General features: G+C 67.1%; 14 protein-coding genes. 9 read left to right on the top strand and 5 right to left on the bottom strand.

Translation table 11 applies throughout. The annotated features are described in order from the left end of the window. Window positions 1-22 precede the first annotated feature (22 nt). From C7402_RS21385 to C7402_RS21360, 6 genes are all read left to right on the top strand, one after another. A complete protein-coding gene (locus tag C7402_RS21385) occupies window positions 23-1,657 on the top strand; it encodes a dipeptide ABC transporter ATP-binding protein (protein WP_116611996.1) in 1,635 nt (544 codons plus the stop codon). Next, a complete protein-coding gene (locus tag C7402_RS21380; RefSeq protein WP_116611995.1) occupies window positions 1,650-2,594 on the top strand; it encodes an ABC transporter permease in 945 nt (314 codons plus the stop codon). Before C7402_RS21385 ends, C7402_RS21380 begins: the two co-directional genes overlap by 8 nt. A gap of 11 nt (window positions 2,595-2,605) precedes the next feature. After that, window positions 2,606-3,595 carry an ABC transporter permease gene (locus C7402_RS21375; RefSeq protein WP_112171737.1) on the top strand — a complete coding sequence of 330 codons (990 nt, stop codon included), beginning with the start codon at window positions 2,606-2,608 and terminating at the stop codon, window positions 3,593-3,595. Between the two features lie 41 nt (window positions 3,596-3,636). Then, a complete protein-coding gene (locus C7402_RS21370) occupies window positions 3,637-3,981 on the top strand; it encodes a DUF3088 domain-containing protein (protein WP_112171738.1) in 345 nt (114 codons plus the stop codon). 151 nt (window positions 3,982-4,132) lie between these two features. Next, window positions 4,133-5,137 carry an LLM class flavin-dependent oxidoreductase gene (locus C7402_RS21365; protein WP_208948966.1) on the top strand — a complete coding sequence of 335 codons (1,005 nt, stop codon included), beginning with the start codon at window positions 4,133-4,135 and terminating at the stop codon, window positions 5,135-5,137. Next, window positions 5,134-6,420 (top strand): LLM class flavin-dependent oxidoreductase, encoded by a 1,287-nt coding sequence (locus tag C7402_RS21360; RefSeq protein WP_116611993.1) that lies wholly within the window; start codon window positions 5,134-5,136, stop codon window positions 6,418-6,420. Before C7402_RS21365 ends, C7402_RS21360 begins: the two co-directional genes overlap by 4 nt. 54 nt (window positions 6,421-6,474) lie before the next feature. Here C7402_RS21360 and C7402_RS21355 read toward each other — a convergent pair whose 3' ends face one another. The 5 genes from C7402_RS21355 to C7402_RS21340 form a co-directional block, all read right to left on the bottom strand. After that, entirely contained in the window at window positions 6,475-7,704 is a 1,230-nt protein-coding gene (locus C7402_RS21355) for a porin (RefSeq protein ID WP_116611992.1), read from the bottom strand. Between the two features lie 154 nt (window positions 7,705-7,858). Continuing rightward, a complete protein-coding gene (locus C7402_RS46340; protein WP_133254519.1) occupies window positions 7,859-8,071 on the bottom strand; it encodes a hypothetical protein in 213 nt (70 codons plus the stop codon). Between the two features lie 96 nt (window positions 8,072-8,167). Beyond that, complete coding sequence (locus tag C7402_RS21350) at window positions 8,168-9,700, bottom strand: amidase (protein WP_116611991.1); 1,533 nt, start codon at window positions 9,698-9,700, stop codon at window positions 8,168-8,170. Window positions 9,701-9,731: 31 nt separating this feature from the next. Beyond that, window positions 9,732-11,360: an ABC transporter substrate-binding protein gene (locus C7402_RS21345; RefSeq protein WP_116611990.1), complete on the bottom strand. Its 1,629-nt coding sequence runs from the start codon at window positions 11,358-11,360 to the stop codon at window positions 9,732-9,734. A gap of 61 nt (window positions 11,361-11,421) precedes the next feature. Further along, a complete protein-coding gene (locus C7402_RS21340; RefSeq protein WP_224043177.1) occupies window positions 11,422-12,222 on the bottom strand; it encodes a MetQ/NlpA family ABC transporter substrate-binding protein in 801 nt (266 codons plus the stop codon). 310 nt (window positions 12,223-12,532) lie between these two features. Between C7402_RS21340 and C7402_RS21335 the strand changes: the two genes are divergently transcribed. Genes C7402_RS21335 through C7402_RS21325 form a run of 3 tightly spaced genes read left to right on the top strand, consistent with a single transcriptional unit; the run spans window position 12,533 to window position 16,197 of the window. Continuing rightward, entirely contained in the window at window positions 12,533-13,495 is a 963-nt protein-coding gene (locus C7402_RS21335; RefSeq protein WP_116611988.1) for a sulfonate ABC transporter substrate-binding protein, read from the top strand. A gap of 46 nt (window positions 13,496-13,541) precedes the next feature. After that, entirely contained in the window at window positions 13,542-14,882 is a 1,341-nt protein-coding gene (locus C7402_RS21330; protein ID WP_116611987.1) for an LLM class flavin-dependent oxidoreductase, read from the top strand. Window positions 14,883-14,901: 19 nt separating this feature from the next. After that, window positions 14,902-16,197: an acyl-CoA dehydrogenase family protein gene (locus C7402_RS21325; RefSeq protein WP_116611986.1), complete on the top strand. Its 1,296-nt coding sequence runs from the start codon at window positions 14,902-14,904 to the stop codon at window positions 16,195-16,197. Window positions 16,198-16,230: the final 33 nt, after the last annotated feature.

Raw genomic sequence — 16,230 nt, 5'->3', positions numbered from 1 at the left:
CGGCATTTCGTGGACGACCCCCATGGCGCTCCTGGAAATCAACGACCTGCGCGTGAGCTTCGGCGCGCAGGGCGCGCGTAACGAGGTGGTGAGCGGCGTGTCGTTCGCGGTGGATGCGGGCCGCACGCTGGCCGTGGTCGGCGAGTCGGGCTCGGGCAAGAGCGTCTCGCTGCTCGCGGCGACCGGCCTGCTCGGTCCCGGCGCCGAGGTCACGGGCAGTGTGCGCTTCGACGGCCGCGAGATCCTGCACCTGGGCGCGCGGCAGTTGCGGGCGCTGCGCGGCGCGCGCATCGGCTACGTGTCGCAGGACCCGTCGAGCAACCTGCATCCGCTCAAGCGTATCGGCGTGCAGATCGCGGAGGCGATCCGCGTGCATCGTCCGCTGCGCGCGCGTGCATTGCGCGCGCGCGTGATCGAGTTGCTTACGGAGGTCGGGATTCGCGACCCCGAGCGCCGGATCGACGATTATCCGTGGCAGCTTTCCGGCGGCATGCGTCAACGCGTGATGATCGCGATGGCGATCGCGCTGAACCCGCAGCTTGTAATCGCCGACGAACCGACCACGGCGCTCGACGTCACGGTTCAGGCTTCGATCATGCGCCTGTTGCGCCAGCTTCAGGCGCGCCACGGCACGGCGCTCGTCTTCGTGAGCCACGATCTCGCGCTCGTCTCGGACATCGCGGACCATCTCGTCGTCATGCAGCGCGGGCACGTGCGCGAATCGGGCGAAGCGCAAGCGGTGTATCGCGAGCCTTCGCATCCCTATACGAAGCAACTGCTCGAAGCGTCGCTGCCGTTGCGCGCGCCGTTGCGCCCGTCCGCATCGCCGGCGACGCCGCTGTTGCGGGTCGAGGCGGTCTCGCGCGTGCGCACGAGCCGCAGCGGCTGGCGTTCGCACGCTCGCACGGTGCTCGACGCGGTGTCGTTCGACTTGCATGAGGGCGAGATTCTCGGTCTGGTTGGCGAGTCGGGCTCGGGCAAGTCGACCATCGGCCGCATCGTAGCGGGTTTCGACCGCCCCGACGGCGGCCGCGTGCTGCTCGACGGCGACGCTTATGCGCAAGCGGGGCGCGGCGCGCCACGTCTGCAAGCGACTACGCGCCGCGCGATCCAGATGGTGTTCCAGGACCCGTACGGCTCGCTCAATCCGCGCCAGCGCGTGGCGACCGTACTGGCCGAGCCGTTCATCCTCCAGCGCAAGCTCACGGCCGCGCGCATCGAGCAGGAGGTCGCCGCGCTCGCGCAGCGCGTGGGACTGCCTCACGAATTGCTGGAGCGCTTTCCGGCGCAGCTTTCCGGCGGCCAGCGCCAGCGCGTCGCCATCGCGCGCGCGGTGGCGCTTCAGCCGCGCGTGGTGGTGGCCGACGAGCCCGTCTCAGCCCTCGACCTCACCACGCAGCGCCACATCGTGGCGTTGCTGCGCTCATTGCGCGACGCGCTGCGCGTGTCGTTCCTGTTCATCTCGCACGACCTGGCCGTGGTCGGCGAGCTTTGCGATCGCGTGCTCGTGCTCGACGGCGGGCGCATCGTCGAAACCGGCCCGGCGCGCGAGGTGCTCGCGCACCCGCAACATCCCTACACCCGCAAGCTCGTCGATTCCATTCCGGGGCGCGGGCAGCTATTTACTTCCGGTTTAGCGGAGCTCGATCATGTCTAGAGGGTTGCCAGCCCTGTCACCGCCCGTAGCGGGCGCTCAACCCGCGCGGCGCGCCGCCGGCATCACAGGCGTGCTGTTGCGCGAGCGCAGCGTGGTGGTGGGCTTGCTGATCGTGGTTTGCGTGGTGGCGGCGGCGCTGGCCGCGCCGCTCGTTGCCGCTTGGCTGGGCCACGGTCCCACGCAGCAGTTTCGCGACACGGCGCTCTCCGAAATGGGCTTGCCCGTGGGGCCCAGCCGCGCGTTCCCGTTCGGCGCCGACGACAACGGCCGCGACGTATTCGTGCGCACGCTCTATGGCGCGCGCCTCTCGCTGCTGATCGCGCTGCCCGCCACCACGCTCGCCATGGTCGTGGGCACGATGATCGGGCTCGTGGCGGGCTATCTGGGCGGGAACGCGGACCGCATTCTCTCGCAGGCCATCGACGTCACGCTCTCGTTTCCGTTCGTCGTCACCTCGCTCAGCCTGATTGCCTTCGCGCGCGGCGCGGACGGCACGAGCGTCGTGAACCCGGCCACCCTCGTGATCGTCGTCATCGCGCTCTTTTCGTGGACGTATTTCGCGCGGCTCGTGCGCGGCCTGACGCTCGCGCTGCGCAGCCAGCCGTTCGTGGAGGCGGCAGCGATGACGGGGGCGGGGCGCCTGCGCATTCTCTGGCGCGAGATCCTGCCTAACATCGCACCCGCCGTGATCGTGTACTGGGCGGTCCAGTTGCCGAACAACATCATCGCGGAAGCGACTTTGTCCTTTCTCGGCGTGGGCGTGCAGGCGCCCACCGCGAGCCTCGGCAACATGATCGCCGATGCGCAGCGCTCGTCGATGTACCAGGTGCAGCCGTGGTTCCTGCTGGGGCCCGGCATCATGCTGTTCCTGATCGTGGTGGGCTTCAACTCGCTGAGCTCGGGACTGCGCGACGTGCTCGATCCGTCAAGACGTTAGGAAAACTGACCATGCCAAATCTGTTGCTGCGTCTGCTGCGGACCGTATCGACGCTCCTGATCGTCCTCTTCGCGACCTTTCTGATCACGCGCCTCGCGTACCAGGACCCCGCCGTGATGCTCGCGCCGCGCAACGCGAGCCAGCAGACGATCGACGCCGTGGCGCACGCGCTGCGTCTTGACGAGCCCTGGTATCGCCAGCTTGGCTACTACGTGTATCGCGGGCCCGATATTCAGGGCGCGCCCATGGGCCTCGCGCACTGGCCGCCCGCACTCGGCTATTCGTTCCGCCACCAGGCGCCCGTGACCGATCTGATTCTCGCGAAGGTGCCGGTCACGCTGTCGCTCGCGGCCGGGGCACTGTTTTTTTCGGCGATCTTTTCAGTCGCACTCGGCGCGATCGCGGCGCGTTACGCAGGCTCGTGGATCGATCGCGGGCTTGCGACCGTCTCGTATGCGGCGCTCTCGGTGCCGACCTTCCTGAGCGGCATGCTCGCGTCGTACTTCCTGTTTTATCACCTGTCGCTGCGCGGCATTCACCTGTTTCCGCCGGGCGGTTACGCGCCGCTCAGCGAGGGCGTGGGCGAATGGGCGCGGCACCTGTTGCTGCCGTGGCTCACGTTGTCGGTGGCGGAGGTGGGCGTGTTCCAGCGCATCGTGCGCTCGTCGATGCTCAACGTGCTGAGCGCCGACTATGTGCGCACCGCGCGGGCCAAAGGCGTGCCCGAGTGGCAGGTGCAACTGCGCCACGCGTGGTCGGCCGCGCTCAATCCGGTGCTGGCGCTCGGCGGGCTGGAACTGGCCACGATCATGGGCGGCGCGATCGTCACGGAACAGATGTTCGGGCTCGACGGCGTGGGCCGCCTCGCGGTCACGTCCGCGCTCGATGGCGACTTTCCGGTCGTGATCGGCACCACCATTTTCGCGGCGTTCGTGTTCGTCGCGTGCACGCTGGCCGTCGATCTGATCGTGCGCTGGCGCGACCCCGCAAGCGCCGCTTAACCGAAGCAACAAAGTCCTATCCACGAAGAGGCAAACACATCATGAGCCGCGATCTGCTGTTATTGCTGGAACCGAACTTCACCGACCCGCGCCACCCAGGCGAGCGGTTTATCTGCCCGGACGGCGCGCCCATCGAAGGGCTGCTTGCGAGCGACCCGTCGAAAGTCGACCGGCTCGACGTGCGCCGCATTCCGTTCGAGCGTCCTCGCGCGGCGGTGATCGAGGCGCTGGACGCCGATCATCAGGGCTTGCCGGTGCTCGTGCTGGGCGACGAACTGCCCGCGCCCGCCGATGCGCTGACGCTGGGCGAGCGGCGTTTCGTGACCGACACCCGGCGCATTCTCGACCTGCTGGCCGAGCGTCACGGCTTTGCCAAGGTGCATTGAGTCGCCGCATTTTGTCCGTCGAAGCCGTGCGACGTCACGACGTTACGATGACCCGCGCGGCTTCCCCTTTTAGCGTGAGCGTCGCCTGCCTCGGTGCGCAATCCGCCACCCGTTCCCGGCAGCACGCGCCGCGCAAACGTGGAGAACCAGATTGCCTGTTCCCTTGCACATCGGAATCGAACTTCCCGGAGCGGATCTGCTTGCCGCTTTGGCATCGCCAGCCGGCGACGCCGTGCGCGCGCTCGATGCGAGCGGCGCGGCGTACGCCGTGATCGGCGGCGAGCGCGACGATGAGGCGCCTCGCGTGGCGCCCAGCCCGACCGTGACCGCCGCGCTGCTCGCGCGCCATACGCGGCGTATCGGCCTGGTGGCCGCCGCCTCGCCGCAGCGCGATCACCCGTACAACATCGCACGACGCAGCGCCTCGCTCGATCACTTCAGCGAGGGCCGCGCGGGACTGCTGGCCTTGCGGCACGATCGCGCCACGGCGCTCGGTCTTGGCGAGACATCCGCCTGGACCGACGCGCCCGCCGATGTCGCGACGCTTGCCGAAGCGCTCGTCGCCGTACGCAAGCTCTGGCGGACCTGGCCGCTCGAATCGCTCGACGACGATCCGTCCGTGTCGAGCCGTGCCGTAGTGCGCCTCGCCGCGCACGAAGGCCTCTTTCCAACACGCGGGCCGCTGAACAGCCCCGCCACGCCGCAAGGCGAGCCGGTGGTGTTCTGGCGCTGGCACGCCCACGCAAGCGTTGCCGCGGAACTGGCGGCTTTGCGCGAGGCGGACGTCGTGCAGGTGAACGCGGCGGACCTGGGCGGCTTCCTGCGCGTTGCCGCCGATGTGCTCGACAGCGCGCACGCGAGCGGCGAGCCGATCCAGGTGCACGTTCGAACGCCGTGGACGCCGGCGCTCGATGCGCAACTGAGCGAATGGCGCGGCCATGCGCACGTGGTCGGCGTCACGCTGCTTGCCCGCGAGGGAGAACTGGCCGCGTGGCTCGCGCAAGGCTCGCTCGCCCGGCTGACGAGCGAATCGTCCGTGAACGCGCCCACGCACGCCAACACGCTGCGCGCGCGCCTTGGCATCGCGCGCCGCGCCGACCCCGACCTGAGCGGCCACGCGCCCGCTTTCGAACCCGTCAACAAGGTGGCCGCATGAGTGTCCAAGCTCCTCGTCATGTGATCCTGAACGTCAACGTGCTCGACTTCGGCGTGTCCGCCGCGGCGTTCGAATATTCGGGCCTGCCCGCGCGCTCGGTGACGTCCGCCGACTATTACGCGGGCATTGGCCGGATCGCCGAGCGCGGCAAGCTCGACGCATTCTTTCTTGCCGACAGTCCTGCGCTGCCTCACGATCCGCGCGGCCGGGGCGCGCGGGCGCTGGAGCCTTCGCTGATCCTCGCGGCGGTTGCCGACGCCACGCGCCACCTGGGCGTGATCGGCACGCTCTCCACGACATACAACGACCCGGTCGAACTGGCCGAACGCATGTTGACGCTCGACCACCTGAGCGGCGGCCGCGCGGCATGGAACGCGGTGACCACCTACAGTCCCGCCGTTAGCCCGAACTTCGGCCTGCACGACAATCCCGAGCGCGAGCTGCGTTATCGCCGCGCCAACGAGTTCGTCGACGTGGTGCTGGGCTTGTGGCAGGGCGCGATTTCCGGCACGCCGCTCGCGCATCACGGCGAGTTCTTCAAGGTGGAGGGACGGCTGGGTCTGGGCGCCTCGCCGCAGGGCCATCCGTTGCTGGTGCAGGCGGGCGGCTCGCCCCAGGGGCGGCAACTCGCGGGCCGCACGGCCAACGCGGTGTTCGCCGCCGAGCTGGACCTGGACGCCGCCATCGAGCATTACGAACAGGTCAAGGCCGACGCCGTCGCAGCGGGCCGCCGCCGCGAGGACGTGGCGATCCTGCCGGGCCTCATCACCATCATCGGGAGTACGAAAGAGGAGGCGTATGCGCGCGAAGCCCGGCTGAGCGAACTGGCGGGCGGCCGTCACGAAGTGGCGGCGCTCAGCGGACGGCTGGGATTCGACCTGTCCGAACTGGGTTACGACGAGCGCATTCCCGCGCATGCCTACGCCGAGCTGGCCGATCCGCAGCAGTTCAAGGCGTCGCTGGGCTTTCGTGAATCGATCGTGCGGGTGCTGCGCAAGCGCGCATACACGGTGCGCGAACTGGTTGCCGAGTTCGGCCACAGCACGCACAAGCGTTTCGTCGGCACGCCGGAGGAGATCGCGGACTTCATCGAAACGTGGTTTCGCGCGGGCGCGGCGGACGGCTTCAATCTGATGCCCGATGTGTTTCCCGACGGCCTCGGCGTCTTCGTCGATGAAGTCGTGCCGCTGTTGCGCGCGCGTGGCCTCTTTCGCCACGAGTATGCCGAGGACACGTTGCGGCAACGCTGGGGCGTGCACCTGGCCGAGTCGATTCCGGCCTGACCCGCGATCGAGCCGCCGCTGTCGAACCCACGACGCGGCGGCTCGTGTTGCCCGTTAAAACAGGTGCTTGATGCCGGCCGACACCGCCACCTGGTTCGACGTGGTCGAAGGCGACAGATAGCCGATGGACGCGACCGCTTCGCGGCCCCACGAATCGACGCCGCTTGCATGCTGGTACGCAGCCGTTGCGTAGAGCTCGGTGGCCTTCGAGAGCGAGTAACCGGCGCCCAGGTTCCACTGTTCATAACGCGCGCCGCCGCTGCCGTTCAGGTTGCCGCCATTCGTGTAGTCGAACGACGTGCCCACGCGCAGCAACGGCGTGACCTGATAGCGCACGCTCGCACCGACCGTGTTGAACGATGCCGTGCCGTGGTAGTTCTGCGTGTTGAGCGCAGGCGTGGCGCCGAGATCGCGATATTGCGTGTTGGACCAGGCAACGCCCAGGATGGCCGAGCCGATCGTCCAGGTCGAGGCCACGGCGACCGTTTGCTGCGTGCGGGCGGAGGCGAAGCCCGAGATGGACGGATTCGATTCCGGCGACGTGGCGGAACCGGCCGAGCCGAGATTGTTGCCCGTCGCGCTTGCGTTCGCATTCGTGCCATACAGCGAATTGTTCGGGTTGCGCGCGTTGATGATCGACGCCGCGACAGCCAGGTTCGCGCCGGTATAGCTGAAGCCCGCCGACCAGTACTGGTTTTGCGTGAAGTTGCCGGCGATGCCGCCCAGGCTGTACTGCGCGCCGAAGCGGAACCCCGAGAAGGCGTCCGAGCTGTACTTGATCGAATTATTGATGCGGTGCGTGAAGTTCAGGTTGTCGTAGTCGGCCGGATGGATCGCGAGGTTGCCGAAGTACCACGCGTAGAGCAGCGGCGACACATAGTCGACCGCGGCATCGGATTGCCGGCCGAGCGATGCGGTGCCGTAAGTGGGCGCGGCGATCCCGATCCAGGCCTGGCGGCCGAACAGGGTGCCGCCCTGGCCCATCGTGCCGTTGGCGACGCTGAAGCCGTTTTCGAGCGTGAACAGCGTCTTGATGCCGCCGCCCAGATCCTCGGTGCCCTTGAGGCCCCAGCGGCTCGAACTCGGGCCCGAGGTGCCGCTGTCGAACTGGGCGACCTGGCCGCCGCCTGTGGGCTTGCCGCCGCCGCCCGTTGCCGACGTTTGAACGTTGTTCGCATAGGTCACGTTGCCCGTGACGATACCGTAGAGCGTCACGCTGCTTTGGGCGTAAGCGGCGACGGGTGACAGGGCGAGGGTAGTCAGGGCGAGAAGTGTCTTTTTCATGTTAAAGGCAGAGTCGAGCCGTGATCGGCTTCTGAAGGGTCGTTGTGAAAAATTCGCTTGATCCGCGAATTCATTTCCGGGCGCAAATGAAATGATCGGAGTACGAATGAAATAGACTGAATCGGCCAGGTCAATTTCTTTCGCGATTATTCACTTACCGGGAACTATTTTCCGGAGTCACGGAAGCTCCGGTCAAGGCGAAAACATCGGCAATATCGAACGATTTCTTATACTGATATTTATTCGGTACTGCGATGCGAATGCCGATTCTGTAAAAACCGCTGACGATGTCGATTGTGTCTGCTCGATCGATGGCGGCGTGGCCCGGGCAGGCGAGGTGCGCGTCCGGGCCGCGTTTCGTATGCATTCGTGTGACGGGGGCTGCACATCCGGCGCGGCCGCGCAAGCGCTGGATGGAGGGCACGGGGATGCGTCTAAACAACACCCCGCGCGCCGCCCTCAATCACGCGCCCTGACCATACCCCGGCGGCGCCTCGAATCCACCATACGCGTCTTCGAGCAAGCGCGCGAACGCGATCGGCGTGCGATCTTCCAACCACGGTCCGACTGCCTGCGCGCCGACCGGCAGTCCGTCGCCGTCCACACCCAGCGGGAAACTCGTTGCGGGCAGACCGGGCAACACCGGCAAGCCCGCCCAGTAGAAGAAGTCGCTAAAGCGCAGCGTCCGCACGCCATCCGCGAACGTCGCTGCAAACGCGCGCTCGTCCTTGGGCTCGCTGTCGTCATGGGGGAAAGCAGGCGTGGGGGCGACGGGCGTAACGACCACGTCGAACGCCTGGAAAAGCGCTTCCCACTGCGAACGCAGCACGAAACGGCGCTCGTTGGCGGCAAGCCAGTCGCGGTGCGAGATCGAAGGCGCGCGCAGCGTGGCGGCTTCGTAGCTGTCGTCGCCGGGCGCAAGGGCGGCGAGGCGCGCTTGCGCGGCTTCGTCGGGTAGCGGCTGGATGGCCGATGACCCGAGCAGCGTGCGGTACAGCGTGTGAGACGCGCGCAGATCGGGCAGCAAGCCGTCGGGCAGATCGGCGGGACGCTGAAACTTCACACCCTGCGCTTGCAGACGCTCGACCACGCGCTGCGCCACGAGCCGCTCCGACTCCGTCGGCTCCACGCCCGGCCAGCGATCGATCACGAGCACGCGGAAGTCGGCGAGCCGCGCATGGCGCGGCGGCGGCAGCGTCACGCGCCATGCCTTGTTCAACTCCGGGTCGCGGTTGAGCAGCAGGCCGAGCGCCAGATCGAGGTCGGCGGCCGTACGCGCGAGCGGCCCGGCCACGCCCAGGTCACGCGACGCGCGGCGGCCCGGCGGCAGGCCCGAGCCGAGCGTCGCGATGAGACCGTAGCTCGCCTTGTGGCCATAAAGGCCCGTGAAATGCGCGGGAATGCGGATCGAGCCGCCGATGTCCGTGCCCACTTCGAGCGCGACAAAGCCCGCCGCCACGGCCGCCGCGCCGCCGCCCGAGGAACCGCCGGGCGTGCGCGCGAGGTCCCACGGATTGCTCGTGCGGCCGTAGACCGCGTTATAGCTTTGCAGATCGGTGAGCCCATGCGGCACGTTGCTCTTGCCGATCACGACCGCGCCCGCTTCGCGCAATGCCGCGACCACGGCCGAATCGTGCTGCGCGCGGTTGCCGGTCAGTTCGGGCTTGCCGACCGTGGTGACGAGTCCTTCGGCGTCGAACGATTCCTTCACCGTGACGGGCACGCCGAGGAGCGGCTTGCGTTCGCCGCGTGCGAGCGCGGCGTCGGCGGCGCGGGCATCGGCGCGGGCGCGTGCGTCGTCGCGCACCACGACCGCGTTGATCGCGCCATCGAATCGGTCGATGCGCGCGAGGCTGTGTTCGAGCAACGCGAGCGCGCTCACGCGCCCTTCGGCGAGCGCGAGCGCCTGTTCGGCGGCGCTGGCGAACGAGAGTGCGTCGAGCGCGTTGGCGGTGTCTTTTTCGTGGATGGTGTCGGGCAGGGCGGCGGTGCTCATGGTTGCGGTTGTCCTCGCGGTAAGGTCGGCATCAGGCCGGTGCGATCCACGCGTCGGACAGGTCGCCCGCCGTGAGATCGATGCTGTTGTTGAGGTTGTGCACGCGGCGGTTGTAGACCTGCACGGCCGAGGGCACCGTCACGAGCGGGAACACGGGCAAGTCGCGCCCCACGATCTGCTGGATCTGCTTGAAGATCGCCGCGCGGCGCGCGTTGTCCTGTTCGACTGCCGCCGTCCTGAAGAGCGTGTCGACCTGGGGGTTCTGGTAATGCGAGGCATTGATCCAGATGAGCGGATGCGCCACGCCGTCGCCCCAGTAGATGCGCTGCACGCCCACGGACGGGTCGTAGAGCCGCCCGAGCCCGTTGATGTTGAGGTCGAAGTCGCGCGCGGTATAGGCGCGGCGCAGGTACGTGGGCAGGTCGCCGTCCAGGATCGTCGCCTTGATGCCCACGCGCGAGAGCGTCGCGCGCAGGTAGTCGGCGCTGCGCCGGAAGTCGCTGCCGGTGAGGTAGTTGATCTTCACCGCGAAGCGCTGGCCGTCCGCGCCGCGCGCGTGGCCCGCGGCGTCGAGCAGCGCATTGGCCTTCGCGACATCGTGGGGATAGGCGAAGGTGCTGTCGTCGTAGTAGTCGGCGAGCACGGGCGGCACCGGCGAATTGACCACTTGCGAGCGGCCGTAGAACACATGGGCGCGCAGGAACTCGCGGTCGACGGCGTGTGCGATCGCGCGGCGCACGTCGGCGTTGGCGAGCAGCGGATTGTCGAGATTGAATTCGAGGAACGCGGCGTTGTTCAGGTACGCGTCGTAACTGTCGTCCACGCGCAGGTGCGGCAGGGTCGCGAGGCGCGGCAAGTCCGCGAGCGCGACATTGGTCGCGGCGTCCACTTCGCCGGTTTCGAGCGCCGCCGAAATCGCGCCCTGATCGGGCGTGATGCGATACACCAACTGGTCCAGATGCGGCGCGCCGTGGCGCCAGTAGTCGGGGTTGCGCTTGAGGCTCACGTGCGAGCCGCGCACCCATTTGTCGAACACGAACGGCCCGGTGCCGATGGGCGCGAGCACGTTCGGGCTCGTGGTGGGATCGCCGTCGCCGTAGCGGTGTTGCGGCACGATCGGCAACTCGGCCGAAGCGAGCGCCTTGAGCAGATACGGCGTGGGCTTGTCGAGCACGATCACGGCCGTGAGCGCGTCGGGCGTTTCCACGCCGGAGACGTTCGCGAGCGTAATGCGCCCGCGCGGGCCGAGCCGCTTTTGCGTGAGCACCGAAAAGCGCACGTCGTTCGAGGTGAAGGGCCGGCCGTCGTGCCAGCGCACGTCGGGGCGCAGCGCGAAGGTATAGCGCAGCCCGTCGCCACTCACGGACCAGCGCACCGCGAGCAGCGGTTGCGCGCGGAACTGCGCGTCATAGCGCAGCAGTCCTTCCGAAATCTTCGCGCTGATGTTGCGGATCACCGTGTTGGTGTCGAGCAGCGAGACGAGGCCGGGCGGCTCCTGTTGCACCGCGTAGGTGAGGGTGCCGCCCGATACCGGCGTGGCCGAAGTGGCGGACGCCCCGGCGGCGCCGGCCGCCTGCGCGCGCGCCGCGAGCGGCACGGCCGCGCCGCTCGCGAACAGGCCGGCGGAAAGTTGCAGGAAGGTCCTGCGGTCGATACTCATCGTGCCTCCAGTGGTGGAAACGGGATTGCGCGCAACCTTGGCGTGAGTGAGGCCGGTTGGGCTAACGCGGGAAGTAATCGGGCAGGCGGTAGCCCTTATAGGTGTCGTTGCGCAGGATCGCGGCGCGGAATTCATCCGACCGATAGGCCGCGACAATGTCGGCGGTCTCCTGCGCATTGCGGTTCGCCGACTTGACGACCACCTGGTTCACATAAGGCGAAAGCATCTGTTCGAGCGCGAGTGCTTCGGTCAGGCGGTGCCCGCTCGAAATGGCGAAGTTGCCCTGGATCGCCGCGAAATCGACGTCTTCGAGGGCACGCGGCGCCTGCGCGGTTTCGAGCGGCACGATGCGAATGCCGGCGGGATTGGCGACCACGTCACGCTCGGAAACATCGACGGGATTGGGGTTCTCGCGAATGCGGATCCAGCCGATGGCCTGGAGAATCTTGAGCGCGCGTTCGAGGTTGACCGGGTCGTTCGGCACGGCGACCGTCGCGCCGGGTTTGACCTCGGTAAGCGAATGGTGGCGGGTGGAGTAGAGACCCATGGGCGGCGTGGGCACCTGCACGACGCCGACCAGATCGGTTTTGTTGCGGTCGTTGTAGGCCTTCAGGTAGACGGTGTGCTGCATGACATCGGCGGCGATTTCGCCGTGCCACACGGCCTGATTCGCTTCGAGCCCGGTGCTGAAGTTGACGTACTGGACGGTGTAACCCTTGCGCTTGAGTTGCGGCTCGACGCCCTCGCGGAATTCATCGGCGTAAGGGCCGGGCACGAAGCCGACGCGCAGGACGTGCGCGTTGGCGTCGGCCGCCAGGACGGGCTGCGATTGCAGCGCAAACAGCGTGAAAGCGGAAAACAAGGTTTGGATAACTAATCGATGACGCATGGCGGGTTGCTTGATGTTTTGAAGGGTTTTGAACGAGGCGTTGATCGGCGGACGTGGGGCCGCATCAGGCCGATTATGGTTGTCGCTTCATGGGGCGGCCAATATCGATTCGAGATTTACATATCGGCTAGCCGCATAGACCAGGAAGCCGACCGCGAGGCGAAGCGGTTATCTGCGGCGGGAATTAGGAGCGCAGGATTTGATGGTTTCCACGCTGCCGAGCGGCTTATAAGATCGGCGTCGTCCCTATTTTTCCGTCGATTTCACGTCGAACCCGCCGAGCATGAACGCACGCCGCCACTTCATCCGAATCTCCGCCACAGCCGCCGCGCTTGCCGCCCTGCCTGTGCTCGGCGCGTCTTCCGCGCGCGCGGCAAGCCCCGCGCGCACGCTGCGCATCGGCAATCAGAAGGGCTATCTCAGTCTGCTCAAAGGGCGAGGGACGCTTGAAAAGCGGCTCGCTCCGCTCGGTGTTTCGGTCACGTGGACGGAGTTCGACGCGGGCCCCGTGCAACTGGAAGCGCTCAATGTGGGCTCGATCGACTTTGGCGACGTGGGCGAAGCACCGCCCATCTTCGCGCAGGCGGCCGGTGCGCCGCTTGCCTATGTCGCGGCCACGGTGCCGCGCCCGCAGTCGGAAGCGGTGCTCGTGCCTCACGCTTCGACCATTCGCAGCGTGGCGGATCTCAAGGGCAAGACGATCGCGCTCAATCGCGGCAGCAATGTCCACTATTTCCTCGTGAAGCTGCTGCAAGCGCACAACGTCCAGTATGGCGACGTGAAAGTCGTTTTCCTCGCGCCTGCCGACGCGCGCGCGGCTTTCGAGCGCGGCTCCATCGACGCGTGGGTGATCTGGGACCCCTTTCTCGCCGCCGCGCAAAAAACGCTCGACGCCCGCATTCTTGCCGACGCGACCGGCGTGGTCGGCAACCGGGCCTACTATTTTTCGTCGCTCGATTACGCGAAGCAAAACCCCGATGTCATCAAGATCCTGATCGACGAATTGAGCCAGATCGATCAATGGGGGCAGGGCAACCGCGCGGCGCTCGCCGCCCAGCTCGCGCAATTGTGGGGCTTGCCCAACGACGTGGTGAGCGAGGTGATCACACGCGTGCAATTCGGCACCGGTCCGATCACGAAAGCCATTCTTGCCGAGCAGCAGCAGATCGCCAATACGTTTTTCGACCTCAAACTGATTCCGAAGCGCGTGAACGTGCTCGAAGCGGCGGCGCCGGGAATCGTTTAGTCATCCATCGCTGTTCGATCCGATTGAGCCACAGGCGCCTACGCACATGAGCAAACCTTCCCGACAGTTGCGCCTCGGCGCATTCCTGATGCAAACCGGCCACCATATCGCGGGCTGGCGTCATCCCGACGCGCAGGCCGACGCGAGCCGCAACTTTCGCCATTACGTCGAGCTTGCGCATCTGGCCGAGGCCGCGAAATTCGACGCGATCTTTTTCGCCGATTCGTCGGGCGTGCGCAGCACGGATCTCGGCTCGCTCGCCCGCACGGCGCGCAGCGAGTTTTTCGAGCCGCTCACGCTGCTTTCGGCGCTCGCCGCCGTGACCGAGCGCATTGGCCTTATCGCGACCGTTTCCACGTCGTTTCACGAGCCCTTCAATGTGGCGCGCAAATTCGCATCGCTCGACCAGATTTCAGGCGGCCGCGCGGGCTGGAATCTCGTCACGTCGAGCAGCACCTCCGAGGCGCACAACTTCAATCTCGACGAATTGCCCGATCACGCGAGCCGTTATCAGCGCGCGGCGGAATTCCACGACGTCGTGCTCGGCCTCTGGGACTCCTGGGACGACGACGCTTTTCCGCGCGACAAGGCGAGCGGCATCTACCTCGATACGGAGAAACTGCACGTGCTCGGGCATCGCGGCGACTTCTTCAAGGTGCGCGGGCCGCTCAACGTGTCGCGCTCGCCGCAGGGCCGCCCGGTCGTAGTGCAGGCGGGCGCTTCCGAATCGGGCCGCGAGTTGGCCGCGCGAACGGCCGAAGTGATCTTCGTCGCGCATCAGACCTTCGATGAAGCGAAGGCCTTCTACGCCGACATCAAGGGCCGCCTGCCGCGCTACGGTCGCGAGGCCGACGACGTGAAAATCATGCCCGGCATCTTTCCCGTGATCGGGCGCACGCAGGCGGAGGCCGAAGAAAAGTTCGAACAACTCCAGGCGCTCGTCGACCCCGTGGTGGGCGTGGCCTTGCTTTCCAACGTGATCGGCGGCGTGGATCTTTCCGCGTACGACGTGGACGGCCCGATCCCCGATCTGCCCGAGACCAACGGCCCGAAAAGCCGTCAGCATCTGCTCGTCGATCTCGCGCGCCGCGACAAGCTCACGATTCGCCAGTTGTATTTGCGCATTGCCGGGGCGCGCGGCCATCAACAGGTGGTCGGCACGCCGCAAAGCATTGCCGATCAGTTGCAGCAATGGTTCGAGGAAGGCGGCGCAGACGGCTTCAACATCATGGCGCCTTACTTCCCCGGCGGCCTCACCGACTTTGTCGAACTCGTGCTGCCCGAATTGCGGCGGCGCGGGCTTTTCCGCACCGAATACGAAGGCCGCACGTTGCGCGATCACCTCGGGCTCAAGCGCCCCGCGCGCGGCAGCTATCCCTCAGCCTGACCCAACCGGAATTCGCCCTATGTCTGAACACACCGCTGACAACACCACCCACGCCGATATCGACGCTGAACACCACGCCGCCTGGGGCGCGCCGCCGAGCGAGCGCTATGAAGCGCTCGCGCGCGACTGGCGACCGCTCTTTGCGCGCATACGCGCGAGCGCCGTCGAACGCGATATCGCTCACCGCCTGCCGCACGAGGAGATCAAGTGGCTGCGCGAGGCGGGCTTCACGCGCCTGCGCTTGCCGCGCGAGCAGGGCGGCGTGGCCGCGACGCTCCCTGAACTGTTCGGATTGCTGATCGAACTGGGCGCCGCCGATACGAACGTGGTGAACGCGGTGCGCGCCCATCTGGGCTTTGTGGAAGACGTGCTCACCGCGCACGAAGCCGAATGGCAGGCGCACTGGCTGGGCAAGCTGTCCGCGGGCGACCTGATCGGCGCCGGTCTGTCCGAAGCGGGCAGCGCGAAGGTCGGCACCTTCGCCACGACAATCACGCGCACGCCGCAAGGCATTCGCCTCAACGGGCGCAAGTTCTACACCACGGGCTCGCTGTTCGCCGACTGGGTGGCTGTTGCCGCGCAAGACGGCGAAAACACCGTTTATCTTCAGGTGCCGCGCGCGACGCCCGGCGTCGAGGTGATCGACGACTGGGACGGCTTCGGCCAGGCGCTCACGGCCAGCGGCACGGCGACCTTCGTGGATGTCGCTGTCGACCCCGACTGGATTCGCCCCTCCGACACGCGTTTCCCGTATGCGGTGGCGTTCTATCAGCTCGTGCATCTGGCGTCGCTGGCGGGCATCGGCCGCGCGCTCGCCGACGATGTCGCACGCCGCGTGCGCCGCCGCGACCGCGTCTACAGCAACGGCAATGCCGGGCGCGTTGCCGACGACCCGCAAATTCTCCAGGTGGTCGGCCGCCTGCACAGCGCCGCCTATGCGGCGCGCGCGGTGGTGTTGCAGGCCGCGAAGGCGATCCAGCGCAGCTACGAGGCGCACCAGGACGCCGCCGCCGCGAGCGAATCGCGTCGTCAGGAGGCGCTCAGCCAAGCGGTTGTCCAGGCGCATGCCGACGCGCACATCGAAGTGGACCAGTCCGTCTCGGTCATCACGCGGCTTGTGCTGGACGCGAGCACGGATCTCTTCGACGCGCTCGGCGCATCGGCCACGCTGCGCACCGAAGGGCTCGACCGCTACTGGCGCAATGCGCGCACCATCTCGTCGCATAACCCGCGCGTGTATCGCGAGCGGCAAGTCGGCGCGTTCGCCGTGAACGGCACCGTACCGCCGAGTTTTTATCGCGTGGGCAAAGGTTGATTGCAGCAGTGAGCGCAGGCAGGCGGATCGCCG

The sequence above is a fragment of the Paraburkholderia unamae genome (assembly GCF_003096875.1).
GTDB lineage: Bacteria > Pseudomonadota > Gammaproteobacteria > Burkholderiales > Burkholderiaceae > Paraburkholderia > Paraburkholderia unamae.
The sequence above is the reverse complement of the archived record's forward strand: the minus strand, read 5'-3'. Positions and strand labels throughout refer to the sequence as shown.

What these genes read in the sequence shown, in the direction of transcription:
- C7402_RS21385 (WP_116611996.1), top strand. Translation starts at nt 23, where the DNA reads ATGGCGCTCCTGGAAATCAACGACCTGCGCGTGAGCTTCGGCGCGCAG.
- C7402_RS21380 (WP_116611995.1), top strand. Translation starts at nt 1,650, where the DNA reads ATGTCTAGAGGGTTGCCAGCCCTGTCACCGCCCGTAGCGGGCGCTCAA.
- C7402_RS21375 (WP_112171737.1), top strand. Translation starts at nt 2,606, where the DNA reads ATGCCAAATCTGTTGCTGCGTCTGCTGCGGACCGTATCGACGCTCCTG.
- C7402_RS21370 (WP_112171738.1), top strand. Translation starts at nt 3,637, where the DNA reads ATGAGCCGCGATCTGCTGTTATTGCTGGAACCGAACTTCACCGACCCG.
- C7402_RS21360 (WP_116611993.1), top strand. Translation starts at nt 5,134, where the DNA reads ATGAGTGTCCAAGCTCCTCGTCATGTGATCCTGAACGTCAACGTGCTC.
- C7402_RS21355 (WP_116611992.1), bottom strand. Translation starts at nt 7,704, where the DNA reads ATGAAAAAGACACTTCTCGCCCTGACTACCCTCGCCCTGTCACCCGTC.
- C7402_RS46340 (WP_133254519.1), bottom strand. Translation starts at nt 8,071, where the DNA reads ATGCATACGAAACGCGGCCCGGACGCGCACCTCGCCTGCCCGGGCCAC.
- C7402_RS21350 (WP_116611991.1), bottom strand. Translation starts at nt 9,700, where the DNA reads ATGAGCACCGCCGCCCTGCCCGACACCATCCACGAAAAAGACACCGCC.
- C7402_RS21345 (WP_116611990.1), bottom strand. Translation starts at nt 11,360, where the DNA reads ATGAGTATCGACCGCAGGACCTTCCTGCAACTTTCCGCCGGCCTGTTC.
- C7402_RS21335 (WP_116611988.1), top strand. Translation starts at nt 12,533, where the DNA reads ATGAACGCACGCCGCCACTTCATCCGAATCTCCGCCACAGCCGCCGCG.
- C7402_RS21330 (WP_116611987.1), top strand. Translation starts at nt 13,542, where the DNA reads ATGAGCAAACCTTCCCGACAGTTGCGCCTCGGCGCATTCCTGATGCAA.
- C7402_RS21325 (WP_116611986.1), top strand. Translation starts at nt 14,902, where the DNA reads ATGTCTGAACACACCGCTGACAACACCACCCACGCCGATATCGACGCT.